Origin of the sequence: Campylobacter sp. RM5004 (assembly GCF_022369455.1) — a bacterium.
Lineage (GTDB): Bacteria > Campylobacterota > Campylobacteria > Campylobacterales > Campylobacteraceae > Campylobacter_E.
The window spans coordinates 1274579-1296471 of sequence record NZ_CP059599.1; the positions used below are offsets into that span (position 1 = coordinate 1274579).

General features: G+C 28.2%; 20 protein-coding genes. 7 read left to right on the forward strand and 13 right to left on the reverse strand.

The genetic code is table 11. The features are described from left to right. Genes AVANS_RS06315 through mnmH form a run of 7 tightly spaced genes read left to right on the forward strand, consistent with a single transcriptional unit; the run spans position 1 to position 6414 of the window. Positions 1–2136 carry a hypothetical protein gene (locus AVANS_RS06315; RefSeq protein ID WP_239817044.1) on the forward strand — a complete coding sequence of 712 codons (2136 nt, stop codon included), beginning with the start codon at positions 1–3 and terminating at the stop codon, positions 2134–2136. Next, positions 2133–2816, forward strand: a complete 684-nt coding sequence (locus tag AVANS_RS06320) for a methyltransferase (RefSeq protein ID WP_239817045.1) — start codon at positions 2133–2135, stop codon at positions 2814–2816. Before AVANS_RS06315 ends, AVANS_RS06320 begins: the two co-directional genes overlap by 4 nt. Continuing rightward, positions 2803–3168: a YkgJ family cysteine cluster protein gene (locus AVANS_RS06325; RefSeq protein WP_239817046.1), complete on the forward strand. Its 366-nt coding sequence runs from the start codon at positions 2803–2805 to the stop codon at positions 3166–3168. The genes AVANS_RS06320 and AVANS_RS06325 overlap by 14 nt, the downstream gene beginning before the upstream one ends. Then, entirely contained in the window at positions 3150–4532 is a 1383-nt protein-coding gene (locus tag AVANS_RS06330) for a hypothetical protein (RefSeq protein ID WP_239817047.1), read from the forward strand. Before AVANS_RS06325 ends, AVANS_RS06330 begins: the two co-directional genes overlap by 19 nt. After that, positions 4520–4975 (forward strand): hypothetical protein, encoded by a 456-nt coding sequence (locus AVANS_RS06335; protein ID WP_239817048.1) that lies wholly within the window; start codon positions 4520–4522, stop codon positions 4973–4975. The genes AVANS_RS06330 and AVANS_RS06335 overlap by 13 nt, the downstream gene beginning before the upstream one ends. Further along, entirely contained in the window at positions 4962–5432 is a 471-nt protein-coding gene (locus AVANS_RS06340; protein ID WP_239817049.1) for an HIT domain-containing protein, read from the forward strand. The genes AVANS_RS06335 and AVANS_RS06340 overlap by 14 nt, the downstream gene beginning before the upstream one ends. Next, positions 5419–6414: a tRNA 2-selenouridine(34) synthase MnmH gene (gene mnmH / locus AVANS_RS06345; protein ID WP_239817050.1), complete on the forward strand. Its 996-nt coding sequence runs from the start codon at positions 5419–5421 to the stop codon at positions 6412–6414. The genes AVANS_RS06340 and mnmH overlap by 14 nt, the downstream gene beginning before the upstream one ends. Positions 6415–6676: 262 nt before the next feature. On the opposite strand, the gene AVANS_RS06350 is transcribed toward mnmH, so the two are convergent. The 13 genes from AVANS_RS06350 to AVANS_RS06410 all read right to left on the reverse strand — a co-directional run bounded on the left by AVANS_RS06350 (position 6677) and on the right by AVANS_RS06410 (position 21893). After that, a complete protein-coding gene (locus tag AVANS_RS06350) occupies positions 6677–8770 on the reverse strand; it encodes an autotransporter outer membrane beta-barrel domain-containing protein (RefSeq protein ID WP_239817051.1) in 2094 nt (697 codons plus the stop codon). 541 nt (positions 8771–9311) lie between these two features. Next, positions 9312–11396 carry an RNA degradosome polyphosphate kinase gene (locus tag AVANS_RS06355; protein WP_239817052.1) on the reverse strand — a complete coding sequence of 695 codons (2085 nt, stop codon included), beginning with the start codon at positions 11394–11396 and terminating at the stop codon, positions 9312–9314. Positions 11397–11399: 3 nt separating this feature from the next. Further along, positions 11400–12404, reverse strand: coding sequence for a tRNA 2-thiouridine(34) synthase MnmA (gene mnmA, locus AVANS_RS06360; protein WP_239817053.1), 1005 nt, complete (start codon positions 12402–12404; stop codon positions 11400–11402). Further along, entirely contained in the window at positions 12401–13582 is a 1182-nt protein-coding gene (locus AVANS_RS06365; RefSeq protein ID WP_239817054.1) for an amidohydrolase family protein, read from the reverse strand. The genes mnmA and AVANS_RS06365 overlap by 4 nt, the downstream gene beginning before the upstream one ends. 99 nt (positions 13583–13681) lie before the next feature. Continuing rightward, entirely contained in the window at positions 13682–14110 is a 429-nt protein-coding gene (locus AVANS_RS06370; protein WP_239817055.1) for an N-acetyltransferase, read from the reverse strand. Next, positions 14107–15090 (reverse strand): phosphatidylglycerol lysyltransferase domain-containing protein, encoded by a 984-nt coding sequence (locus AVANS_RS06375; RefSeq protein ID WP_239817056.1) that lies wholly within the window; start codon positions 15088–15090, stop codon positions 14107–14109. The genes AVANS_RS06370 and AVANS_RS06375 overlap by 4 nt, the downstream gene beginning before the upstream one ends. Positions 15091–15155: 65 nt before the next feature. Then, positions 15156–15665 (reverse strand): hypothetical protein, encoded by a 510-nt coding sequence (locus tag AVANS_RS06380; RefSeq protein ID WP_239817057.1) that lies wholly within the window; start codon positions 15663–15665, stop codon positions 15156–15158. Between the two features lie 68 nt (positions 15666–15733). Next, a complete protein-coding gene (pth, locus tag AVANS_RS06385; protein ID WP_239817058.1) occupies positions 15734–16270 on the reverse strand; it encodes an aminoacyl-tRNA hydrolase in 537 nt (178 codons plus the stop codon). Continuing rightward, positions 16267–16803, reverse strand: coding sequence for a 50S ribosomal protein L25/general stress protein Ctc (locus AVANS_RS06390; protein WP_239817059.1), 537 nt, complete (start codon positions 16801–16803; stop codon positions 16267–16269). Before AVANS_RS06390 ends, pth begins: the two co-directional genes overlap by 4 nt. 57 nt (positions 16804–16860) lie before the next feature. After that, positions 16861–18060 (reverse strand): PilT/PilU family type 4a pilus ATPase, encoded by a 1200-nt coding sequence (locus AVANS_RS06395; protein WP_239817060.1) that lies wholly within the window; start codon positions 18058–18060, stop codon positions 16861–16863. Between the two features lie 8 nt (positions 18061–18068). Then, positions 18069–19034: a transaldolase gene (locus AVANS_RS06400; RefSeq protein WP_239817061.1), complete on the reverse strand. Its 966-nt coding sequence runs from the start codon at positions 19032–19034 to the stop codon at positions 18069–18071. Beyond that, entirely contained in the window at positions 19034–19534 is a 501-nt protein-coding gene (locus AVANS_RS06405; RefSeq protein WP_239817062.1) for a chemotaxis protein CheW, read from the reverse strand. Before AVANS_RS06405 ends, AVANS_RS06400 begins: the two co-directional genes overlap by 1 nt. Before the next feature lie 4 nt (positions 19535–19538). Continuing rightward, positions 19539–21893, reverse strand: coding sequence for a chemotaxis protein CheW (locus tag AVANS_RS06410; RefSeq protein WP_239817063.1), 2355 nt, complete (start codon positions 21891–21893; stop codon positions 19539–19541).

Genomic DNA, 21893 nt, shown 5'->3' on the forward strand with positions numbered 1-21893 from the left:
TTGCTGAAGAAAAATTTAACATTATATAGCTTAGGTGCTTGTGCTGTTGTTTTAGGTGGGATTTATTTTACAATCCCATCTACTAAAAAAGAAGAAGTTGTAAATACAAAACCAGTTGAAACAAAAGTAGAAGAACAAAAAACAACCAACATAAAGCTACCAAAATTAGAAGAACAAAATTATAAGATTTTAAACGATAGAATAGTAAAGCTAACAAGACAGCTTGAAAGCATAAAAAATAGTTCAACAAACGCAGATGAAATAAAGAATTTGTATCAGGAAATTGAAAAATTAAAAACTCATAACGAACAATTAGAAACTAAAAATAATGAATTAGTTCATCGCCTAAATAACGAAAGTTTATTAGTAAATGAAAATAATAAAATATCATTCCAGCAAATGATTGATAAATTAAACGAAGATTTGGCAAATTATAAAAGCGAAAACGATAGCCTAAAACTTAGTTTAAATGATAAAGAAAATGCAGTAAAAAACCTTAACTCTTTATTAGGAACTTTAAGCAATCAAAAACAAATGGACGAATTTGAACACGATAATTTAGCTAGAAAATTACAAGATGAACTTGATAAAGCAAACGCTAAAATCGTAGCAAATCAAAAAAATTACACCGATGTAGTAAAAGAAAATGATGTCTTAAAACAAAGGGTAAAAAATCTTGAGAACTTAGAAAGTGTTAATACAGAGCTAAGCAAAACAAATAATGATCTTAATTTAAAAAATTTAGAATTAAGCAAAGAAATAAAAGCAGCAAATAAACTAAACGAAGAACTAAAGAGCAATAATAATTCAGATTTTGTAAAGCTTAATTTAGATAATAAAAATCTTCAAGCAAAATTAGATGATGCAAAAACTTCAATTTTAAAACTAAATCAAGTAAAAGATGATTTAGAGCAAAAGCTTAGTGGTTTAAAAAACATTGAAAAACAAAGAGATGAATTAAAAAACGAAGTTTTTCAAGCTAAATTAGAATTAGAAAAAACAAAAAACGAACAAACAAAAGCCATAAAAGAATTAAGCGATAAAAACCAAAAATCTCTTGATAATCTAACAAAAGAGCTAAACAAAGTTAGCGAAACAAATGTAAAACTACAAGAAAAAAATACAAAAACAGAAGTAGCTTTAAAAGACATTGAATTAAAAAACAAAGATTTAGAATTAAACATCAAGAAAAAAGAAAAAGATTTAAATGAAGCTTTAGCAAAATTAAACAAAATTGATAATGAGTTTAATACAACTAATTCAAATAACAAAGACTTAAAAGCTAAATTAGACACTTTACAAAAAGAAAAAATTGACCTAACAACTCAATTAAACAAAATAAATAATGAGTTTTTAAAATACAAAAACGATAGTTTAAACAATAAGCAAAATGATATTAAGTCTTTAAATGATAAATTATTTGAAAGCTCAAAAGCTTATGATGAATTAAATGCAAAATACATAGCTTTAAAAGAAGATTTAACAGCAAAAGAGCTTGAGTTAAATAGAAATAAACAAGAAAAAACAAGTTTAGAAAACGAAATAGAGCAATTAAAACTAGCAATTAGCAAAGACACTAATTCAGAAAAAGTCATAGCTTTAGAAGAAGAAAAAGACAAATTATTAAAGCAATTAAATGAACTTAATTTAAAAACACTAAATAATTACAACCAAGAAAACAATGAATTAATTGCTAAAAAAGAAAAAATTCAAGAGCTAGAAAAAAAGCTTGAATTAGCACAAAAAGGCAGCTCATTAAATACTGCAAGTCTAAAATTACAAGATACTTTTATTTGTGATGATATTAAATCAGGAGTTATAGGACTTAGCAAAACTTGTAGTTTAGCACTTGATAAGTTCTTAAGCAAATATAATCAAAACTACTTATATGAAATTACTCCTATAATAGATGATAGTGGCTTTAAGAGTTTAAGTGCTATTGATGGCGTTCATATGGCTACAAAAGAAGTGCAAAGACTTACTCGCTTAGCAAATTTTGGACTTTCTAAAGATAGAACAAAAAGCGCAGCAAATTACATAAAATCAAAAGTTCCTAATGCTTTAATTAGCTCTAGTTTAGAGCCTGAGTATTCAAAAGATAACAAAAAAGGCTTTATTTTAAGAGTTTATAAATGATAATTTATCAATATAAAAATGGCTATCGCTACAATAGTGATAGCTTAATTTTATATGATTTTATAAGAGCTGATAAACTAAAAGGCTTAGGACTTGATATAGGCACAGGTAGTGGAATATTAAGCATATTAATGAGCGAAAACAAAAATATCAAAATAGACGCACTAGACATTCAAGAAGAAAATGCGAAATTATGCGAACTTAATTTCAAAGAAAATAATATAAATTATCAAGTAATTTTAAGCGATATTAAAGATTATAAAGTTTATAACCACTATGATTTTATAATCTCTAATCCGCCGTTTTATTCAAAAATGCAAGCAAGTAACAAGCACTTAAATACTTCAAGGCATATTGATTTTATGCCTTTAGAAATATTTTTAAAAAGCTGTGATAAATTATTAAAACCACACGGGTTTTTGTATTTTTGTTATGATGCTAAAAAAATTGATTTGATATTTCAACTTATGCAAAATACAAAATTAAAATGTGAAAAAATAAGATTTATTCATACTAAAATAGATAAAACTGCAAACTTAGTATTAATAAAAGCAAGAAAACTTAGTAAAAGCGATATACAAATATTACCCGCTTTAATCTGCCATGAAGATAATGGCTTAAGCGAAGAATTAAATAATATTTATCAAAATATCAAGGTGCATAGTTATGATTTACAATAAAGATTATCCTTACTCATTTGATGAGACTAAATGCGAAAGTTGTGGCGGTAAATGCTGCACTGGTAAGAGTGGATATATATTTTTAACAAGCGATGAAATAATACAATTATCACAGCTAAAACAACTTAATTTTAATGATTTTGTAAATAAATATTGCATTAAAGTCGGGGTTAGATTTAGCCTTATAGAAAAGCCATATAAAGATGGTTTTGCTTGTATATTTTTTGATGAAGTGAATAAAAATTGTGGCGTTTATGAAGCAAGACCAAATCAGTGTAGAACCTTTCCTTTTTGGGAATATTTTAAAAGTAATTTAAAGGAGCTTAAAAAAGAATGTATTGGAGTAAAATAATATTAATATGTTTTTCTACTTTACTTTTAGCAAGTAACCTTGATGAATTAAGGCTAGAGGCTTTATTAAACGAATCTATAAATCCTAAACAATCAAATCAAGCTTATAAAGAACTTTATAATAAAACAAAGCTAAAAGCCTATTTAGAAGAGGCTATTAGACAAGCATTTTTAGGGAATTTGAATTCGGAATTTGAAATTGATGAATTAAGAAAAATTGATAGCAATAATGACTTAATTAAAAAAATTGATATAGTAAAATTAATTGAGAAAAAAGACTATAAAAACGCTAAAAAACAATATTTTGAATTCATTAATAAAAACGAAGATTATAATCTAGCAAACGCTATGAGTAAAGAATTGTTTAATCAAGGTCTTACAAAAGATGCCTTAGAAATTAGCAAAAAATACTATAAAAAATATGAAAATCCATACTCTTTATATCTATACCTTGAAATGCTAAACGCAAATAAAAATTATAAAGAAGTTGTAAAGCTAACCGAAAATATCAATAAAATTGCCGAAGCAAATAATAAAGCCGATGAAGAACAAGCACCATTTTTAGCCCTTAGGTTAAACGCTTTAAAAGAGCTTGGTATGTGGGATAAAATAGTAAGGCTTGACCCTAAATCATATTCTGATTTTATTATGAAACTAATTAAAGAAAAAGATTTTAAAAATGTAGAAAAATATACTAGAAATATTCCAAATGAGCCTGATTATTCTTTATTTTTACTTTATAGATTTAATGCTTTATATGAATTAAATAATAAAAAATATTTAAAAGAATTTAACACCCTTGGGCTTAGTCTTTATGAATATACTAAAAATATAGATATTTTATCAAGCCTAGCTCAAAAATTACTTGAGAATAATAAAAAAGATGAATTATTAAAAATTGCAAATTTAGATGAAGATTTGGCATTAAAAATATATTTTAATCTTAAAGATTATAAAAAACTAAGCAAATCATTTATGCAAAAAGCCTTAAAGACAAGTAATAATTCATATTTGGTTGAATCATACATCTATGAAATGCTAGATAATCCTTTTGATTTTGATTATTTTAAACTTGATGAATTAGTAGCAAAAGGCGGAGTAAGTGCTAATATGCTAAATATTTATGCTTATACAATAATTGATAAAAAAATTGATATTAATAAAGGCATAAAATTAGTTAAAAAAGCTTTAGAAAGCGAACCAAATAATGCTTATTTTCTTGATACTTTAGCTTGGGGATATTATTTAATCAACGATTGCAAAAACGCTAAAATAATAATGCAAAAAGTAATGCAAAACGAAGAAGTTAATAAAGAAAACGAAGTAATTTTACACAATAACAGGATAAACAAATGCAAGAATTAAGCAAAGATATATTAATAAAAAGTCTTAGTTTTAACCTATTTTATCCAAAGGATTTAAGCGATTTTAAAGCTAAAATCATTAATTTTTCTTATGATTTAAACGATCTTAATGATGCTTTTATTACGAGTGATTTTGATGAGTTAGGATATGCTAGAAGATATAGCAAAAAGCATTTATTTTTTTATTCTAATAATTTAAGCGAAGATGAGCTTATTAAAGCTAGTGTTTATGGGGCTGATGGGATTATTTTGGATAAAATATGTGATAAAGATTTATTAAATTTAGCTAAAAATTGCGGTTTTAGCTTAGCGTTTTTGGCAAAAAATAATATTGATTTATTCAAAGCTACCATAAAGCAGTTTGATATTTTTGTAGCTAATATTGATTTATTAAAAAACGTTCCAGATACTAAATATAAAGGAATTTTACATGCAATATCTTAATGCTCCTTGGAGAGATAAATACTTTAACGAAGATAGAAGTTTGTGCCCTTTTTGTGAAGATAGCGAAGTTTTAGTTTATGAAGATGATGATTGTAGGGTTTTGATGAATAAATACCCTTATTCTCCAGGGCATATTCTAATAACACCTAAAAAACATTGTGAATTTTTAAATGAATTAGATGAAAATACTTGGCTTAAAATGGCAAAAATCGCAAGATTTGCAGAAAACATAATGCTAAAAACCCTAAAAGCTCAAGGTGTAAATATAGGATTTAACCTTGGAGATGCAGCAGGTGCTGGAATTGCAAAGCATTTGCATTTACATGTATTACCTAGATGGTATAAGGATACTAATTTTATTACTACTATTTGTGATACTAGAGTGCTAGGAACTAGCAGCGATAAATTATATTTAAAAATAAAAGAGAGTTTTAAAAACTACAATGCAAATAATTAATGCAAAAGATTTTTTTAATTTAGATAAAAATATTTTAATAGACGCAAGAAGTCCTAGCGAATACAAAAAAGCTCATTTAAAAAAGGCTTTTAACTTTTACGCACTAAATGATAATGAGCATGAAATAGTTGGGACAAAATACGCTAATAATAAATTTCATGCAAAATTATTAGGAGCTAGTTTAATATGTAAAAACACTAGCATTCATCTTAAAAAGATTGAAAAACTAGCAAATCCACATAAAGATAAAATCTATATATATTGTGCTAGAGGCGGTCAGCGAAGTGGTGCGATAGGTCATATTTTAAGCGAAATCGGATATGAAGTTTATAAGTGTGAAGGCGGTTTTAAGTCTTTAAGAAATGAGATGATAGATTTTTTAAACACTTATAAAAATCCTAATTTTGTAAGTTTATCAGGCAATACAGCTTGTGGAAAAACAAGGCTTTTAAAAATACTTGATAATAAAATTGATTTAGAAGGTTTAGCTCATCATTTAGGCTCAACCTTTGGTTCTCGTGGCTTTTCTCAGCCTAGCCAACAGCAATTTGACATTAATCTAATCTCAAAACTAAAAGCCTTAAAAAATGAAAAAGTCTTCATAGAAGCAGAGAGTAAAAACATAGGTCAAATAGTATTATTTAATAATTTTTACGAGCAAATGAATAGCGGGATTAAGGTATTTTGTGAAGCTAGTTTAGAAACTAGAATAAATAATTGCGTGAGTGATTATAAGAGCATTAGCAAGGAGTTTTTTTATTTTTGCCTTGAGAGATTAAAGCAGTATTTAGGAAATGCCTTAGTAAATGATTTAAGCTCGTTTTATGAGAAAAACGACTTAGAAAATGTAGCAAAAATCCTTTTAGTTAATTATTATGATAAAGTTTATAAAAAGCCTAAAGATTATGATTTTGTCTTAAATCTTGATGATTTAGAAAAAGCAAAACAAGAACTTTTAAAACTAAACAATCAAAAATCATAATTCCTATTTCAAATTCTTTGCAAAATTTCTGGAATTTGAATTAGGAATTTGAATTAAAATTATTTTAAACACTAATAAAAATATTATTAAAATCAATCACAAACGATAATCATAATGCAAGTAGCTTTTGAAATATTATTTTTTAACTTTTTAAAATTTTAAGATACAAATAAAAAATCAAAATAAGAATTAAAATTTTTAATATTAAATAGGTAGGGATAAACCCTACCTAACTTTTTACAAGAAGGAAAAACGAATAATATTAGAATGTATATCTAATAGTAGTATTTACTTCATAATCTTTTTTGAACTTACTTCCGAAGCTCTTTTCTACACCTAAGTTAATTCTTAGATTATCATTTACTTTATAGCTACCGCCAACGCTTACAAATCCGTGATTATTGCTATTTAACTTAGTTTTAGCTTTAGCATCAATTCCATTTACGATATTATTGATTACTATATCAGCTTCTTGTTTTTTCGCATTTACCACAGCACCAACTCCAGCTCTAAATACAAAGTCTTTATGTTCTATACCTGTATAAACTTGAGGCTTAATCATAATTGGTGTAAATGATTTAACGCTTATTGTATTTGCTTTGCTCTTAGCTTCATACTTGCCTACATGACCTGTGATTACTTCTAAACTTGGCTCTACATAAGCTTTATCGTTAATCTTAGCTCTATAACCACCCTCAACACTTAATAATACTGAGTTTTGTTTTTTGAACTCTACACCAGTCTTTTTAAAGCTTGTATTTGCATATTTTAAAACGCTATCAACAAATAGACCATTATTATGGATATAACTTCCGTATAAGCCTATATTAAAGCCTTTTGCTTTAGTATCAGCATTAACTTTATCAAATCCTAATACAGCACCAGTAATAACATCAGCATCGCTTAAATTAGTCATCTTATCAGCACCAAATTGAGTTGAGTAGAAATTAATATGCTTACTATTATCGCTAAATCTTCCGCCATAAGCTCTAAACCAAGTTCCAATCTCGCCATTTAGACCTCTAATCTCACCTAAACGCTTGTTCATATTGTTAATTTGAACATTAAATGCACCTAGAGCGTTGCTTGCGATATTTGTTTTTTCATTATCAATTACTTTTGCTGCTACTGTATTTGCTGCATCTTGAACTTTTGCTTTTGTAGTAGCGTCTAATTTATTTGCATCAAATGTTGCTAAATCTTTTACTCCACTATCTACTAGAATTGTTACAAGCTTACTTACTGCATCTTTTGCCATATTTCCTAAATTGCCTAAATTTTTCACAATTTCTTCTGTTTGCTTGATTAATTGCTCTTTTTTAACTTCTTCAGGACTTGGCTCTGGCTTAGTTTCTGGAGTGCTTACATCAGGCTCAGTTGGTTTAGTAGCTTCATCTTTTTTGCTATCTTCTTCACCTTTGCTTGTATCTTCTTTATTTGCATCTTCTTTACCTGATTCTGGCTCTTTAACTTCTTCTTTTTTATCTTCAGTTTTTGGAGTTTCATCTACATTTGAGCCATCACCTTTACCAGCTTCACCTTTTTGGCTTTCATCTACCTGCTCTTCTTTCTTCGGCTCATCAGGGTCTTTTGTCTCTACTGTTGGGTCTTGTTTATCTATATGACTTTCATCTACTTTTGAGCCTTCATCAGTTGTTTTTGAACCTTCATCAGTAGTTTTTGAACCTTCATCTACTTTTGAACCTTCATCTACTTTTGAGCCTTCATCAGTAGTTTTTGAACCTTCATCTACTTTTGAACCTTCATCAGTAGTTTTTGAGCCTTCATCAGTTGTTTTTGAACCTTCATCAGTAGTTTTTGAGCCTTCATCAGTTGTTTTTGAACCTTCATCTACTTTTGAGCCTTCATCAGTAGTTTTTGAACCTTCATCTACTTTTGAACCTTCATCTACTTTTGAGCCTTCATCTACTTTTGAGCCTTCATCAGTAGTTTTTGAACCTTCATCTACTTTTGAGCCTTCATCTACTTTTGAGCCTTCATCTACTTTTGAACCTTCATCTACTTTTGAGCCTTCATCTACTTTTGAGCCTTCATCTACTTTTGAGCCTTCATCAGTAGTTTTTGAACCTTCATCAGTTGTTTTTGAACCTTCATCTACTTTTGAACCTTCATCAGTAGTTTTTGAACCTTCATCAGTTGTTTGAATTCCAGCTGAGTTTAAAGATGATACATCTGTATTTTGTGAGTTTGTTTCCTTTGTTTTTTCTAATTGTGTGTTGTCATTTGAGGTTTGTAGTTCTTCAGCAATTAAGCCTTGAGAGAAGATTAATGCACTAGCTGCAAGAGATAACTTTAAAATACCCCCCCCAGCAACAGGTTTGTTACGCTTTTTCATAAAGTCTCCTTAAAATAATTTAAAATTGAGCCTTTATGATAGTTGTTTGATTATAAAACTAAACTTAAAAAATAAAATAATAATTATTTTTAATATAAATTATCATTAATAAATATTAAATATAAAATAAACAATATTAAAGAACTTTATATGCCGACATTTACAAAAAAAAAAAAAAAAAAATGGCAATAATGATAATTCATAAAAAGACTAAAGGATTAATTTTAAATAATATTTAAATATTTTAACTTTTTATAAAATATTTATAAACAATAAAAATAAAAATATTTATAATAAATTTATTAAAATATTTTTTATTAATAAATTAATTTTTATATTTTTATTAAAAATTTTTAGTGATTTGTAACATTTTGTATTAAATTACAAAGAATTTAAAATCAGAATTTAGATTTTAAATATTTTTGATATTTATTAAATCAATAATATAAATGAAAAATATTTTAGATATTAAGAAAGGTATTGAAAAAGAATTTGAAATAGGAATTTGGATTTTTCTAAACTCAAATTCCGAATTCAAATTCTAATTTTCTCTAAAGAATTTTTGAGCCATTTGGTTTGCTTTTGCCTTATCACGACCTTTTTTAAAGCTTTTGTAAATACCACTTACATAGTTTTCAAAAGTCTCTTGAGAATCAAGGGCTTTTTCATCTTTTTGCACCTTTGTATAAACACCGTTTTCATCTAAAGTATAAGCTAATTGATTATCGCTTAATTGAAGCCTTAAAATCTCAGCTAATTTCGCATGCAAACTCTCATTTAATATAGGCGTCATAAGCTCTAATCTTCGCTCTAAATTTCTTGGCATCATATCAGCACTGCTTATATAATACTGCGGAGTTGCGTGTTTAAAATAAAAAATTCTAGCATGCTCAAGATATTTTCCAACTATACTTCTTACTCTTATGTTTTCACTAAAGCCTTTAAGATTTGGCTTAAGACAACAAATCCCACGAACGATTAAATCTATACTAACACCCTTATTTGATGCTTCATAAAGTGCTTTTATGATATCTTCATCAACAAGTGAGTTCATCTTCATTATGATTTCGCCTTTTTTACCTGCTAGGCTTTCAGTTTTAATCATTTTTAAAATCTGCTCTTTTATTTGAAATGGACTCATTGATAAAGTCTTTAAACGCTTGTTTTTACAATACCCCGTAAGTATGTTAAAAAACGCTGTTATATCGGTATTTGCAATATCAAAATTAGAAGTAAAAAAGCTTACATCTGTATAAACCTTAGCTGATACGCCGTTATAATTGCCTGTTCCTAAATGTGCATAAAACTTAAGAGTTCCATCATCTAGCTGGCGTATTACTTGAGTAATTTTTGCATGAACTTTAAAACCTGCTATTCCATATACTACATGAGCTCCTGCATTTTCTAGCTCTTTTGCCCAATAAAGGTTGTTTTCTTCATCAAAACGAGCCTTTAACTCAACCATAACAGTAACTTGCTTACCATCGTTTGCAGCGTCCATTAAAGCTTTTATAATTTGGCTATTCTTTTCTAAGCGATAAAGCGTCATTCTAATAGAAATTACTTTAGGATCTTTGCTAGCTTCTTTGATAAAACTTGCAACCGGATCAAAGCTCTCATATGGTTGATAACACAAAATATCTTGCTTATCAATTACTTCAAATACGCTTACATTCTCATCAAATGGTGGCAAAATCTTTGGCACATAAGATGCGTGGCATAAATGGCTTAATTGTTTATTATTTACGATTTGTAGCATTGATGAAAGTGCAAGTGGGGTTTTGTATTCGTAAATGTCTTTATTAAATACTTTAAGATGCATACTTAAAAAGTTTTTTATCTCTTCACTTGCACCATTTTCTATTTGAATTCTTACATAAGCACCTTTTCTTCTAAGCTTTAAGCCTTGCTCAAGCAACATCATGAAATCATCTGCTTCTTCTTCTTCAATAATAATATCAGCATTTCTAGTAACCCTAAAAGCAGCACTTTCTACCATTGTAAAACCTGGAAAAATATCTTCTAAATGCTCTTTTACAACGCTTTCAATAGGAACGAAAAGCCCTCTATCAGCTTCAAAAAATCTAGGCAATACTCTAGGAATTCTAACCATTGCAAACTTATCATGCTTTTCATCTTCGCTTTTTAGCTTTACAGCTAATGAAAAAGATAAATTATTAAGCGGTGGAAATGGGTGAGTTGAATCCACTGCAATAGGAACGATAACAGGCATTATTGTGCTAAAGAAATACTCTTTTGCTCTTCCTTTTTGATTTCTAGTCAAATCATTGTAGCTTTTAAGCTCAACCCCTGCTGTTGCTAACTCGCTCATTATTTGAAAATAGTTTTTTTCTAAAGTATCTTTTTCATCATGCAAATAATCTCTAATAGCATTTAATTGCTCAAGCGGTGGGAGTTCATTTTGTGGAACAACACCAGCTGCAAAAAGTTGCTTAAGCCCAGCAACCCTAATCATATAAAACTCATCTAAGTTAGTGCAATATATGCTAATAAATCTTAATTTTTCAAGAAGTGGGATTTTTTTATTACATTGATCAAGCACCCTTGAATTAAACTTAAGCCAAGATAATTCCCTATTAAATACCAATTCCTTCTTCATTTTCATCCTTTATACTATAAAGCCACTTGCTACTACTAAATCACCTTGATAAAATACTGCTAATTGTCCCTTCGCTAAAGCATATACGCTTTCTTCTAATAATACCTTTTTTTCTTTTTTGATTAATTTACAAGGAACTTCTTTTGTGTTATATCTAATTTTTACTTTACATTCTAGCTCATCAAAATCGCAAAATGCGTTTATATTTCCTAATTCAAATTCTTTTACAAATAATTCTTCTTTAGAGCCTACTATTATTTCATTTGCTTTTGCGTCTATTTTTAGAACATAATGCGGGGTTAATGCACCCTTTACGCTAAATCCACGCCTTTTGCCGATAGTATAATGCATATAGCCATCATGCTCTCCTACGATTTCGCCTTTTGTATTTTTTACAAAGCCTTTTTGATTAACCTCTACATGCTCTTTTAAAACATCGGTGTAGTTTGTAGTTACAAAGCATATTTCTGAGCTTTCCTTTTGCTCGCTAATAGACTTTAGCATAGGGATTTTTAGGGCTTGTTCTTTTATGTCTTTTTTAAACTTATCCCCTAAAGGAAAAAGCACATCTTCTAAACTTTGCTTAGTTACATTTGCTAGAAAATATGTTTGGTCTTTACTTAAATCGATGGCTTTTTTAAGCATGCCATTTTCAATTTGAGCGTAATGTCCTGTTGCTAGTTTTGCATTTTTGCTCTTTGCGTGATCTAATAAAGCTCCTAATTTTATATTTTTATTACATAAAGCACATGGGTTTGGAGTAAGTCCTGCTTCGTAGGTTTTAATAAAAGGATTAAATACAGCATCGTTAAATTCTTTAGTAAAATCAAGCACTTCATAAGATATTCCTAAAAAATCAGCAACCCTTTGTCCGTTTTCTATGTTTTTTTCGTGATAATTAGGGCGGCCGTGTAATTTCATATAAACACCGCTTACATTAAAACCTTTTTCTTTAAGCATAAGAGCCGTATAAGAGCTATCAACCCCACCACTCATTGCTAAAACTACATTCATATAATTTCCTTTCCATCTAAATACATATTTTTAATTTCTTGTGTTCTTAATATAATTTGAGCTAGTAAATTATCATTTAAATATCCAAAATCATCTAAAATGATAAAATCAGCACTAGCACCTTTGCTAAATGGCTTTAAACCATCTAAAAACAAATGAGAATTATCAAAACAAACAGCCTTATAAAGTAGAAAAGCTAGTTCATTTAATTCAAAATCACTTTGTATATATAAAAAGGCTCTAAGCTCATCAAACATATTTAAAGTATTGTTTGAGCTAAGCCCATCTGTTCCTAAACTAAAGTTTAATTTATTTTCTAAAAGATTTTTAAACCTTAATGCACGAGAGCCTAAAAACCTATTAGACCTAGGGCAAGACGTTATTATGTGATGAGATTTAAAAATACTAAAATCATCAACATAATTACAATGTGTAAAAATCGCCTTTAAATCATCAAATCCGCTTAAAAAATCCTTTGTAATTAAGCTCGGATTAAATCTTGCTAGATATGAACTAAGATTATTTTTATATCCTTTTAAATGCTCTAATTCATAAGGACTTTCTAAATAATGAGTGCTTATTAATAAATCATTTTTTTTAGCAAAATTAATAGCATAATCATAAGTCTTATCGCAAATTGAATAAGGGCTATGCAATGAAATATGATTGTTTAAATTTGAAAATCTTGAAAATCTTTCTTCAAAAAAATCAATATTTTTAGATATTGCTTCATCATTTGCACCTAAAATCTCATGAAAAATTATGCTCTTTATTGGGCTTTCTGATAGGCTTTCAAGGTTTGCACCAAAACTAGAAATCTCTCCTAAATACCCTACTCCGCTTTTTAGCATAATATTAATTTGATTTTTTATTTCTTGATTTAATTTATCTTTATCATAATTTTGTCTATTTGCAATTATGCTTTCAAGCCATTTTGCAAAATCTCCATAATAAAGTCTTGATAAACAAAACTCTAAATGTGAATGCAAATTACACAAAACTGGACTTATTATAAACTCGCTTTTGTCTATAATATGAGCGTTTTTGTATTCTTTAATAGCTTCATCAAAATCACATATTTTTATAATTTTTTCATCAAATACTAAAGTCTTATTAATCTGCAAAAAATCATCACGGCTAAAGTCTAAAATAGCCTTAGTTTTCATAATTTTAATCATTTTAATCCTTTATGAAATATTACGGAATTTTTTTAAATAAATGTTGTAAAAAATAGGATAAAATAAATCTTTTTATACAAAAGGAATTTGAAATAGGATTTAATTTCCTATTTCAAATTCTCTTAACATTTTTATTCCGTCTTCATCAAAATAGTAATTTTTAAGTATTTTTTGATATTTAAAGCCTAATTTTTCGTATAATCTAATGGCTTTTTCATTGCTTTTTCTAACTTCTAAATAAATCTTTTTATTTGAATTATTTATAATATTTTCACAAAGCTTAGTTGCTAAACTCATATTTTGATAATTTTTATCTACTGCTAAAGAATATATTCTAATGCTGTTTTTATAAGTTATGCTTAGAATATATGCTACAACTTTTTCATCTTTTAAATAGATTAAAATATTTTCTTTTTTTATGTGATATAAAAAATTCGCCCTACTTAATTTAAAACAATCATTTTTAAAACACATCTCTTCTAAATAAAGCAATGAATCTAAATGATTTTTATTAGCTTTTATAATCATAATTTTTGATAAATTGTGTATTTTGGAATGATTTTTTCTGGGCGATAAGACATTTTTACTTTTTTTAGATTTTCAAATCCCATATCATCACCTACATTTATGTATTTACAATCAAATTTATCTTTTAAATATTTTGAAAATTCTCTGAAAATAAATTGAGCGCAGCCTAATACTTCAAAATCTGTTTTTTCAATCAAAACACTTGCTGTATCACTGCAAATCTTTTCTCCGATTGTAAAGCCTTTCAATTCATCGTTAATATAAATTACTAGACCAACTAAGCCAAGTGCTTCATAATCTTGCAAACATCTTTTAATTGCTAATCTTTCTTGATAAATACCATCTAAGAACGCATCAACTTCAGCTTTTGGCACATATTTTATTCTATCGCTTACCCATTTATCAAATAATATTCTTATATCTTCGCTGTGTTTTTTGCAATCTAAAACTTCTACTAAGTAATTAGGATAAACTCTTTTAAATTTATTAATTTCTGTTCTTTTTGTATGATAAGAATTGCCTTTTAGCTCTATTAAATCATCACTTACATAAATGTAATCTGCTAATTTTTTTTCTATTACATAATTATCAAGAGAGCTAAAAATAACCTCTCCTTCATTTGTGTAAGTAATAAAACCTTCTAAAAAACTATCACATACATACTCAATTCTTGAATAATAATTAGATGAATTATTTTCATTCATAATCTTAAAACATTCAGGAATACTCTCATAACAATCTTTTGGCTTGCCAAGTGGCGGTAATAACATAGAAAGCTCTCCACCATTCATAACAAATAAGCAAAATGTATTATTAATAATCGCATAAAAACCGCTAGATTTTGATAGCCAAATATAATTAGCACAAAATGAATAATCACTTACATTTACATCAAAATCATTTAAATATTGCTGCATTAAATCCTTAGCTTTTAAATCAAAAGCTTTTAAAGTATAGTCTTGAACTTTTATTTCCGCCATTAATTTTCCTTGTTTAAAAAATGCGCGAATTATAAATGTATAAAGTAAAATAATAAAGCGTTTTTTTAGTTATTTTGGATTTGCTGTCTAAAAAGTTCAAAAATTGAAAATTTAGCTATTTTTGTTTCTATTTTTTTATTTGTATATTTTGAAACATAAGTTGATTTTGGCAATATTAAAGTAAGTTTTTTAAGCTTTGAAATAAATCTTTCTCTTTCGTGCTTATCTTCATTTATTAAACCATATAATATATTTTTAAACTCTGAATAATCATTTCCTATTGAATATAAATAGCCTAAAGCTTCATACCTTTCCATAGGAATTACCGTGTATGATACTTCACACTTGCTAATTTTATTTATTTTATCATTGCTAATTTCATTTATTTCATGAATTTGAAAAATCTTGCTAAAAATCATAGCATCAATATCACTAAATGCTAATTGTAAAGCTGTTAAGCTCTTTTGTTTAAATTGCTCAACGCTTTCAAATTGCAAACAGCTATAATCTTGTTTAGCAAATAATTTCATATTAAATATAGTAAGAATTATAATTAATACTTTTAAAATCTTCATTCTCTTTCTTAATTTATTGATTATTAAATAAATATTTATTTTATTAATTAATTATAAACATGTAAAGTTTAATTATGGAATTTATTTTGAGTTTTCAAAATATCATTTGATATAAGATACTCTAAAGCTTCTTTTGAATAATCTAAAAAACTTTGTAATTCCTTTTCTTCTTCTTTACTAAAATTATCTAAAACATAATTAATAACTTCATATTTAAATTGAGGCTTTCCAATACCAAGCCTTACCCTTTCATACTCATTTCCTATTAAAGCATCAATAGATTTTAATCCATTATGCCCTCCTGAGCTACCACCTTTTTTAATCTTTAATTTGCAAAATCCAATATCCATTTCATCATGACAAACAATAATTCTCTCAGGCTTATAAAAATCTACAACTTTTTTAACACTTTCACCTGAATTATTCATATAAGTTAATGGTTTTAACAATAATAAATCTTGTTTTTTATACAATTCTGCGTTGCAATTAAGATTTTGTTTTTTAAAAGAAGAATCAAGTATTTTATCAATTAACATAAAGCCTAGGTTGTGGCGAGTATTTTTGTATTTCTCGCCAGGATTTCCTAGACCTACGACTAAAATCATCTAGCTTTTTCTACTCCAACAACAGCTACACGACCTGCGTCAATAATTTTTACATTATCAGCAACTTTAATATCTCTTACAAGTAAAGCATCGCCAACATCTAAATCAGTTACATCTAATTCAAAGAAATTAGGTAAGTTTTCTGCTTTGCACTTAACTTTTAAACGGCGTTTTGATTGAATTAAAACACCTTTATTTTTAAGACCTTTTGCAGTTCCAACAACTTTTACTGGAACCATATAAAAGCTCTCTACACCTTTTAAAGCTAATTTTAAATCAACGTGCTTAATTTCACTTGTTACTGGGTGGTGTTGATAATCAACGATTACAACTTCATAAACTTTTCCATCAACTTTAACTGGGAAAATTAATCCGTCTTTTTTGCGAACTTCTTTAATAAATTCGTTTGTCTTAAACACTGCGTGAATGTTTTCAACACCTTTTCCATAGATATTTGCAATTAGCATACCATCTTGTCTAGCAGCTTTAGCTGACTTTCTACCAATACTCTGTCTAATTTGTCCTTCTAACATAAAATGTCCTTTCATAAAAAATAAGCGTTTATATTATCTTAAAATATTTAATATAAATTATTTTTGTTCTTCTTTTTCTTCTTTTTGTGCTAATTTAAATTGAAAACCTACACTTGCACTTGTTTGAGTTTTCTTAGCTTCACCAAATTTATAACCATCAATTAAAACTTTCAAATCGTTTGCATTACTTGCTTTATCATAAGCTTCTTCTTCAGTAATTCTGCCATTTTTATATAAAGTTAATAAATGCTGGTCAAAACTTTGCATTTTCATAGTGCCTTCTTTTAAAACATCTCCTATTGAGTTTTCTCTACCTTCTAAAATAAGCCTTTTAATACGCTCATTACCTCTTAAAACTTCAATAGCTGCAGTTCTTTTACCATCAGTTGTTTTACATAATCTTTGAGAAATTACAGCTCTTAAAACGCCTGAAAATGAACTTCTAATTCTGTTTTGCTCTTCCTTAGGAAACATTCCTAAAACCCTGTTTAAAGTCTCTTGAGCATTAATTGTATGCAGTGTGCTTAATACTAAGTGTCCAGTTTCTGCTGCGTGCATTGCTACTTCAATAGTCTCTAAATCTCTCATCTCACCAACTAAAATAATATCAGGGTCTTCTCTAAGAGCTGCTCTTAAAGCATCTTGAAAGCTTAAAGCATCTTGTCCTATTGCTCTTTGATTTACTATTGATTTTGCAGGTTTATATTTAAACTCAATTGGATCTTCAATAGTAATAATATGTCTATTATAATTTTGGTTTATATATTCAATAATTGATGCAAGAGTTGTTGTTTTACCACTACCTGTTGGACCTGTAACTAATATTAAACCTCTTGTTTCTGTTGTAGTAATATCTTTTATAACTTCAGGCAGTTTTAAAGCCTCAAAACTTGGCATAGTATCAGGAATGGTTCTAAATACTGCACTTGGTCCATTCATTGTAAAAAATAAATTCACACGAAATGAGCCTTTATATTTAAACTTATCTTTATTCTTTGGTTCATACGAAAAGTCTATATTTTTATTATCTACAAATCTCGTAAAATCACCTCTTGTTAAAGCTTTACATAAGTCTAACATATCTTCTCTAGTTACAATTTCTGGTGCAATTTCACTAATTTCACCATTTACTCTACCTTTAGGATTTAAATTTGAACTTAAGTGTAAATCGCTTCCACCTAAGTCAATTAAGGTATTAAGCCAACCATCTAAACTATCTCTTAATTCCCAACGGATATTCTCTAAATCTATTTCCATACTAGTCCTTAAAGATTTTCTAATATATCTATATAAGCTTTTTCAAATTGAACTAAACCATCATCTAAAAGCTTTTTACATGCATTATCATACTCTATTTCATTAATTGTTGAGAATATAAATTCTTTTGATGAAGTTATTAATTCCTGATTCAAATTCTTTATGTTTTTACTTGGTCTATAAGCATTTATTGCATTGATTGGTGCTGTATTTATAGTATTGTTTAATTCTAATTCTTTTAAATAATAATCTTTACTTAAATCATTACTTTTGGTTCCTGTGCTAGCAAATAAAGCTCTAATATTTTCACTATCCACCTTAGATGCTGAATATATTGCATTTTGAATACCTATTTGATTTTTTACGCTATATCTATGATTTAATAAGCTATCAACCCTGCTTACAAAAATACTAACAACACCTTTGTTTGTTATTCCATTAGGATTTTTTGCTTTATATTTTTTCATACCTTCAATTATTGCATCATTACATTTTTTTGCTTGTTCATGTGAGAAAATTAAAGTTGCATTAATGCTAATTCCATAACTTGCCAAAGTATTCATAACTTCATAACCTGCATTTGTTGCCGGAACTTTTATCATTAGATTTGGCATATTTATTAAATTAGCAATTTTTAAACCTTCTGCAATACTAAGACCTGCATTATTACTATTTAATGGATTTATTTCAAAACTGATAAAACCATTATTGTTATCTTTTGCATATAAATAACTCATTTTAAGGGCTGCTTTTTTTATATCTTCTAAAGCTAGAGCTAAAAATAATTCTTCTTTGTTTTTAATATTTAATTGTTTTATTCTTTCTTTATAATAAGCTGAAGTTGTAATTGCGTTTTTAAATATACTAGGATTACTAGTAGCACCATTTATAGTGCCACTAGCTAGCATTTGTAAAAATTCATTATCTAAAAAACTATTTTCAATAAAATCACACCAAATGCTATATCCACTCATTAAAAATCCCTTTTCATTAAAGCTTCAACTTTTAATATGGTAAGAATGCTATTTTCTTGCTTTCCAATACCTTCAATCATACCTTTTTCTTTTAATAAAGTCTCAGGTGGTTGGTCTATATTGCTCTCTTTAATTTTGATAGCTTCTGTTAATTTATCAATAACAAAACCTATATTTCCTTCTTCACCTTTTAATACTATATATCTAGTATGTTGAGTATGTTTTGAGCTTCCTAAACCAAAGCGTTTAGCTAAATCAATTAAAGGAATAACATTACCACGCATATTAAATACACCTAAAACATAATCAGGCACACTAGGAACCCTAGTGTATTCAATAGGTTTTATTATTTCTTGAATGCTTAAAATCGGAATAGCATATTCTTCTTCATCTATCATAAAACCTACTAATTGTCTAATTTGCTCTTCTTTAGTATCTCTTGCTGAAGAGCCTTTTACTTGCTCTTGCTGTCTATTTAAAACTTGATTTAATCTTTCCATTACATTATCCTAACTTTAAATTCTTTCTTACTACATTTTCTAAATATTCATAAGAATAAGGCTTTGTAATATACTCAGTCATTCCTACTTCTACACCTCTTAATCTATCACTCTTACTTGTTCTACTTGTTACAGCAATTAATGGTAGATTTCTATATTTTGCATATTTTCTAATTTCTGCTGCTAGTGTGTATCCATCCATTCTAGGCATTTCAATATCAATTAACATTGCATCAATTGAATGCTCTCCGCTTTTTACAACGTTTAGGGCTTCAACACCATTAGCTGCTTCAATTACTTTAATGCCTAGTGGCTCAAGAGCTTTTTTCATAATTCCCCTATCAATTTGAGAATCATCAACAGCTAAAACAACATAATCACTTGGCTTATCTTTAGTAACTTTTGCACTGCTTTCGCTACTTGCTTTAATATCTACTTTAACATCTTTAGCCATATCCATCATTGCACCAACATCAACGATTAAGGTAACATTACCATCTCCACGAATGGTTGAACCTGCAATTCCTGTGATATTTTGTAAGTAATATCCCATAGACTTAATTACAACTTCTTCTTGTCCTATTAAAGTATCTACAATAATTCCAAGTTTTGAAGCAGCTGCACCAACAACTACAACATAAGCTTGTTCGCTATTTTCAAGTACTTGTTTTACACCAAATAAGTCACTAAGCCTTACAAGTGATAAAACTTCATCTCTTAATCTTAATACGTTTTTACCTTCAATTGTGTAAATATCATCAATAGCAACTCTAACTGTCTCAAGAACACTAGCAAGTGGAATAGCATAAAATTCTTCTTGAGTTTTAACAAGCAATGATTGAATAATTGCTAAAGTTAAAGGTATTTTTAACTTAATTACAGTTCCTTTACCAAGCTCGCTATCTACTTCAATAATACCATTTAGCTTATCAATATTAGTTTTTACAACGTCCATTCCAACGCCACGACCACTTACGTTTGTAACTTGCTTAGCAGTTGAAAATCCTGGCTTAAATATAAGCCCATAAGCTTCTTTATCACTCATATTATCAGCTTCTCTTTCGCTAATAACACCCTTTTCAATAGCTTTTGCTCTTAATACTTCAGCATCAAGACCTTTACCATCATCAGCAATTTCAATTACAATGTGATTTCCTTCATTGTAAGCTTTTAGTTGAACTGTTCCTTTTTCTGGCTTACCTGCTGCAATTCTATCTTCTGTTGATTCAACCCCGTGATCGCATGAGTTTCTAATCATGTGCATAATAGGATCGCCTATTTCTTCAACGATTGATTTATCTAATTCAGTTTCTTCACCTTCAAGTTCAAGCTCAATTTGCTTGCCTAAATCACGGCTTAAGTCTCTTACAACTCTTGGGAATTTATTGAATACTTTTGCAATAGGTTGCATTCTTGTCTTCATTACAGCTAGTTGAATATCTGTTGTTACAACGCTTAGTTGATTTACAACCTGATTTAATTCTTCAATAAATTTCTCGCCTTCATATCTTTCTTCAACATCATCGTAAATCTTTAATAATCTATTCTTACCAAGAACTAACTCACCTATTAAGTTCATTAAGTTATCAAGTCTTTTTACTTCAACCCTAATGGTTTGTTCCATATTTGAAGAATTGCCTTTGTCTGCTGCAACTGGAGCTTGTTTACTTGAGCTCTTGTCTTTATCTGTCGCACTTGGTTTTTCAACAGCTTTTGCTTCAACTTTTGGCTCAGCTTTTGCTTCAACTTTTGGCTCAGCTGCTGCTTCATTCTTTTTCTTTTCTTCTCTTCTTGCTTTATCTTCTGCTTTTCTTTGCTTTAATAATCTTTCAATTTCAGCTTCAACTTCATCAGCACTTAAAGAATTAACATCAACTTCTTCTTCATTACTATTTGAATCTTTTTCTATTAATTCTTCAATTTTTTCATTTAAACTTTTTGGTTCTGATTGAACTTCACTTAAAACTTTACCTTCGCTAATTGCTGTTAAGCGTGTGCAAATTGAATTAATATCCATATTAATAGCCGTATCATTTCCATTATCTTTAATACAATGTAATAAATCCTTCATCATATCAATAGACTCAAGAACAACGTCCATAATATCAGGAGTTATAAGTAATTCCCCATGACGAGCTTTGTTTAAAACATCTTCCATGTGATGAGTTAATTTTGTTAAAACATCAAAGTTTAAAAAGCTTGAACTTCCCTTAACTGTGTGAGCAACACGGAAAATGCGGTTAAGCAATTCTAAATCTTCTGGATTGCTTTCAAGCTCAACTAAATCGTGATCTATTTGTTCAATTAATTCAAAAGCTTCTACTAAGAAGTCTTCTAATATCTCTTGCATATCTTCCAT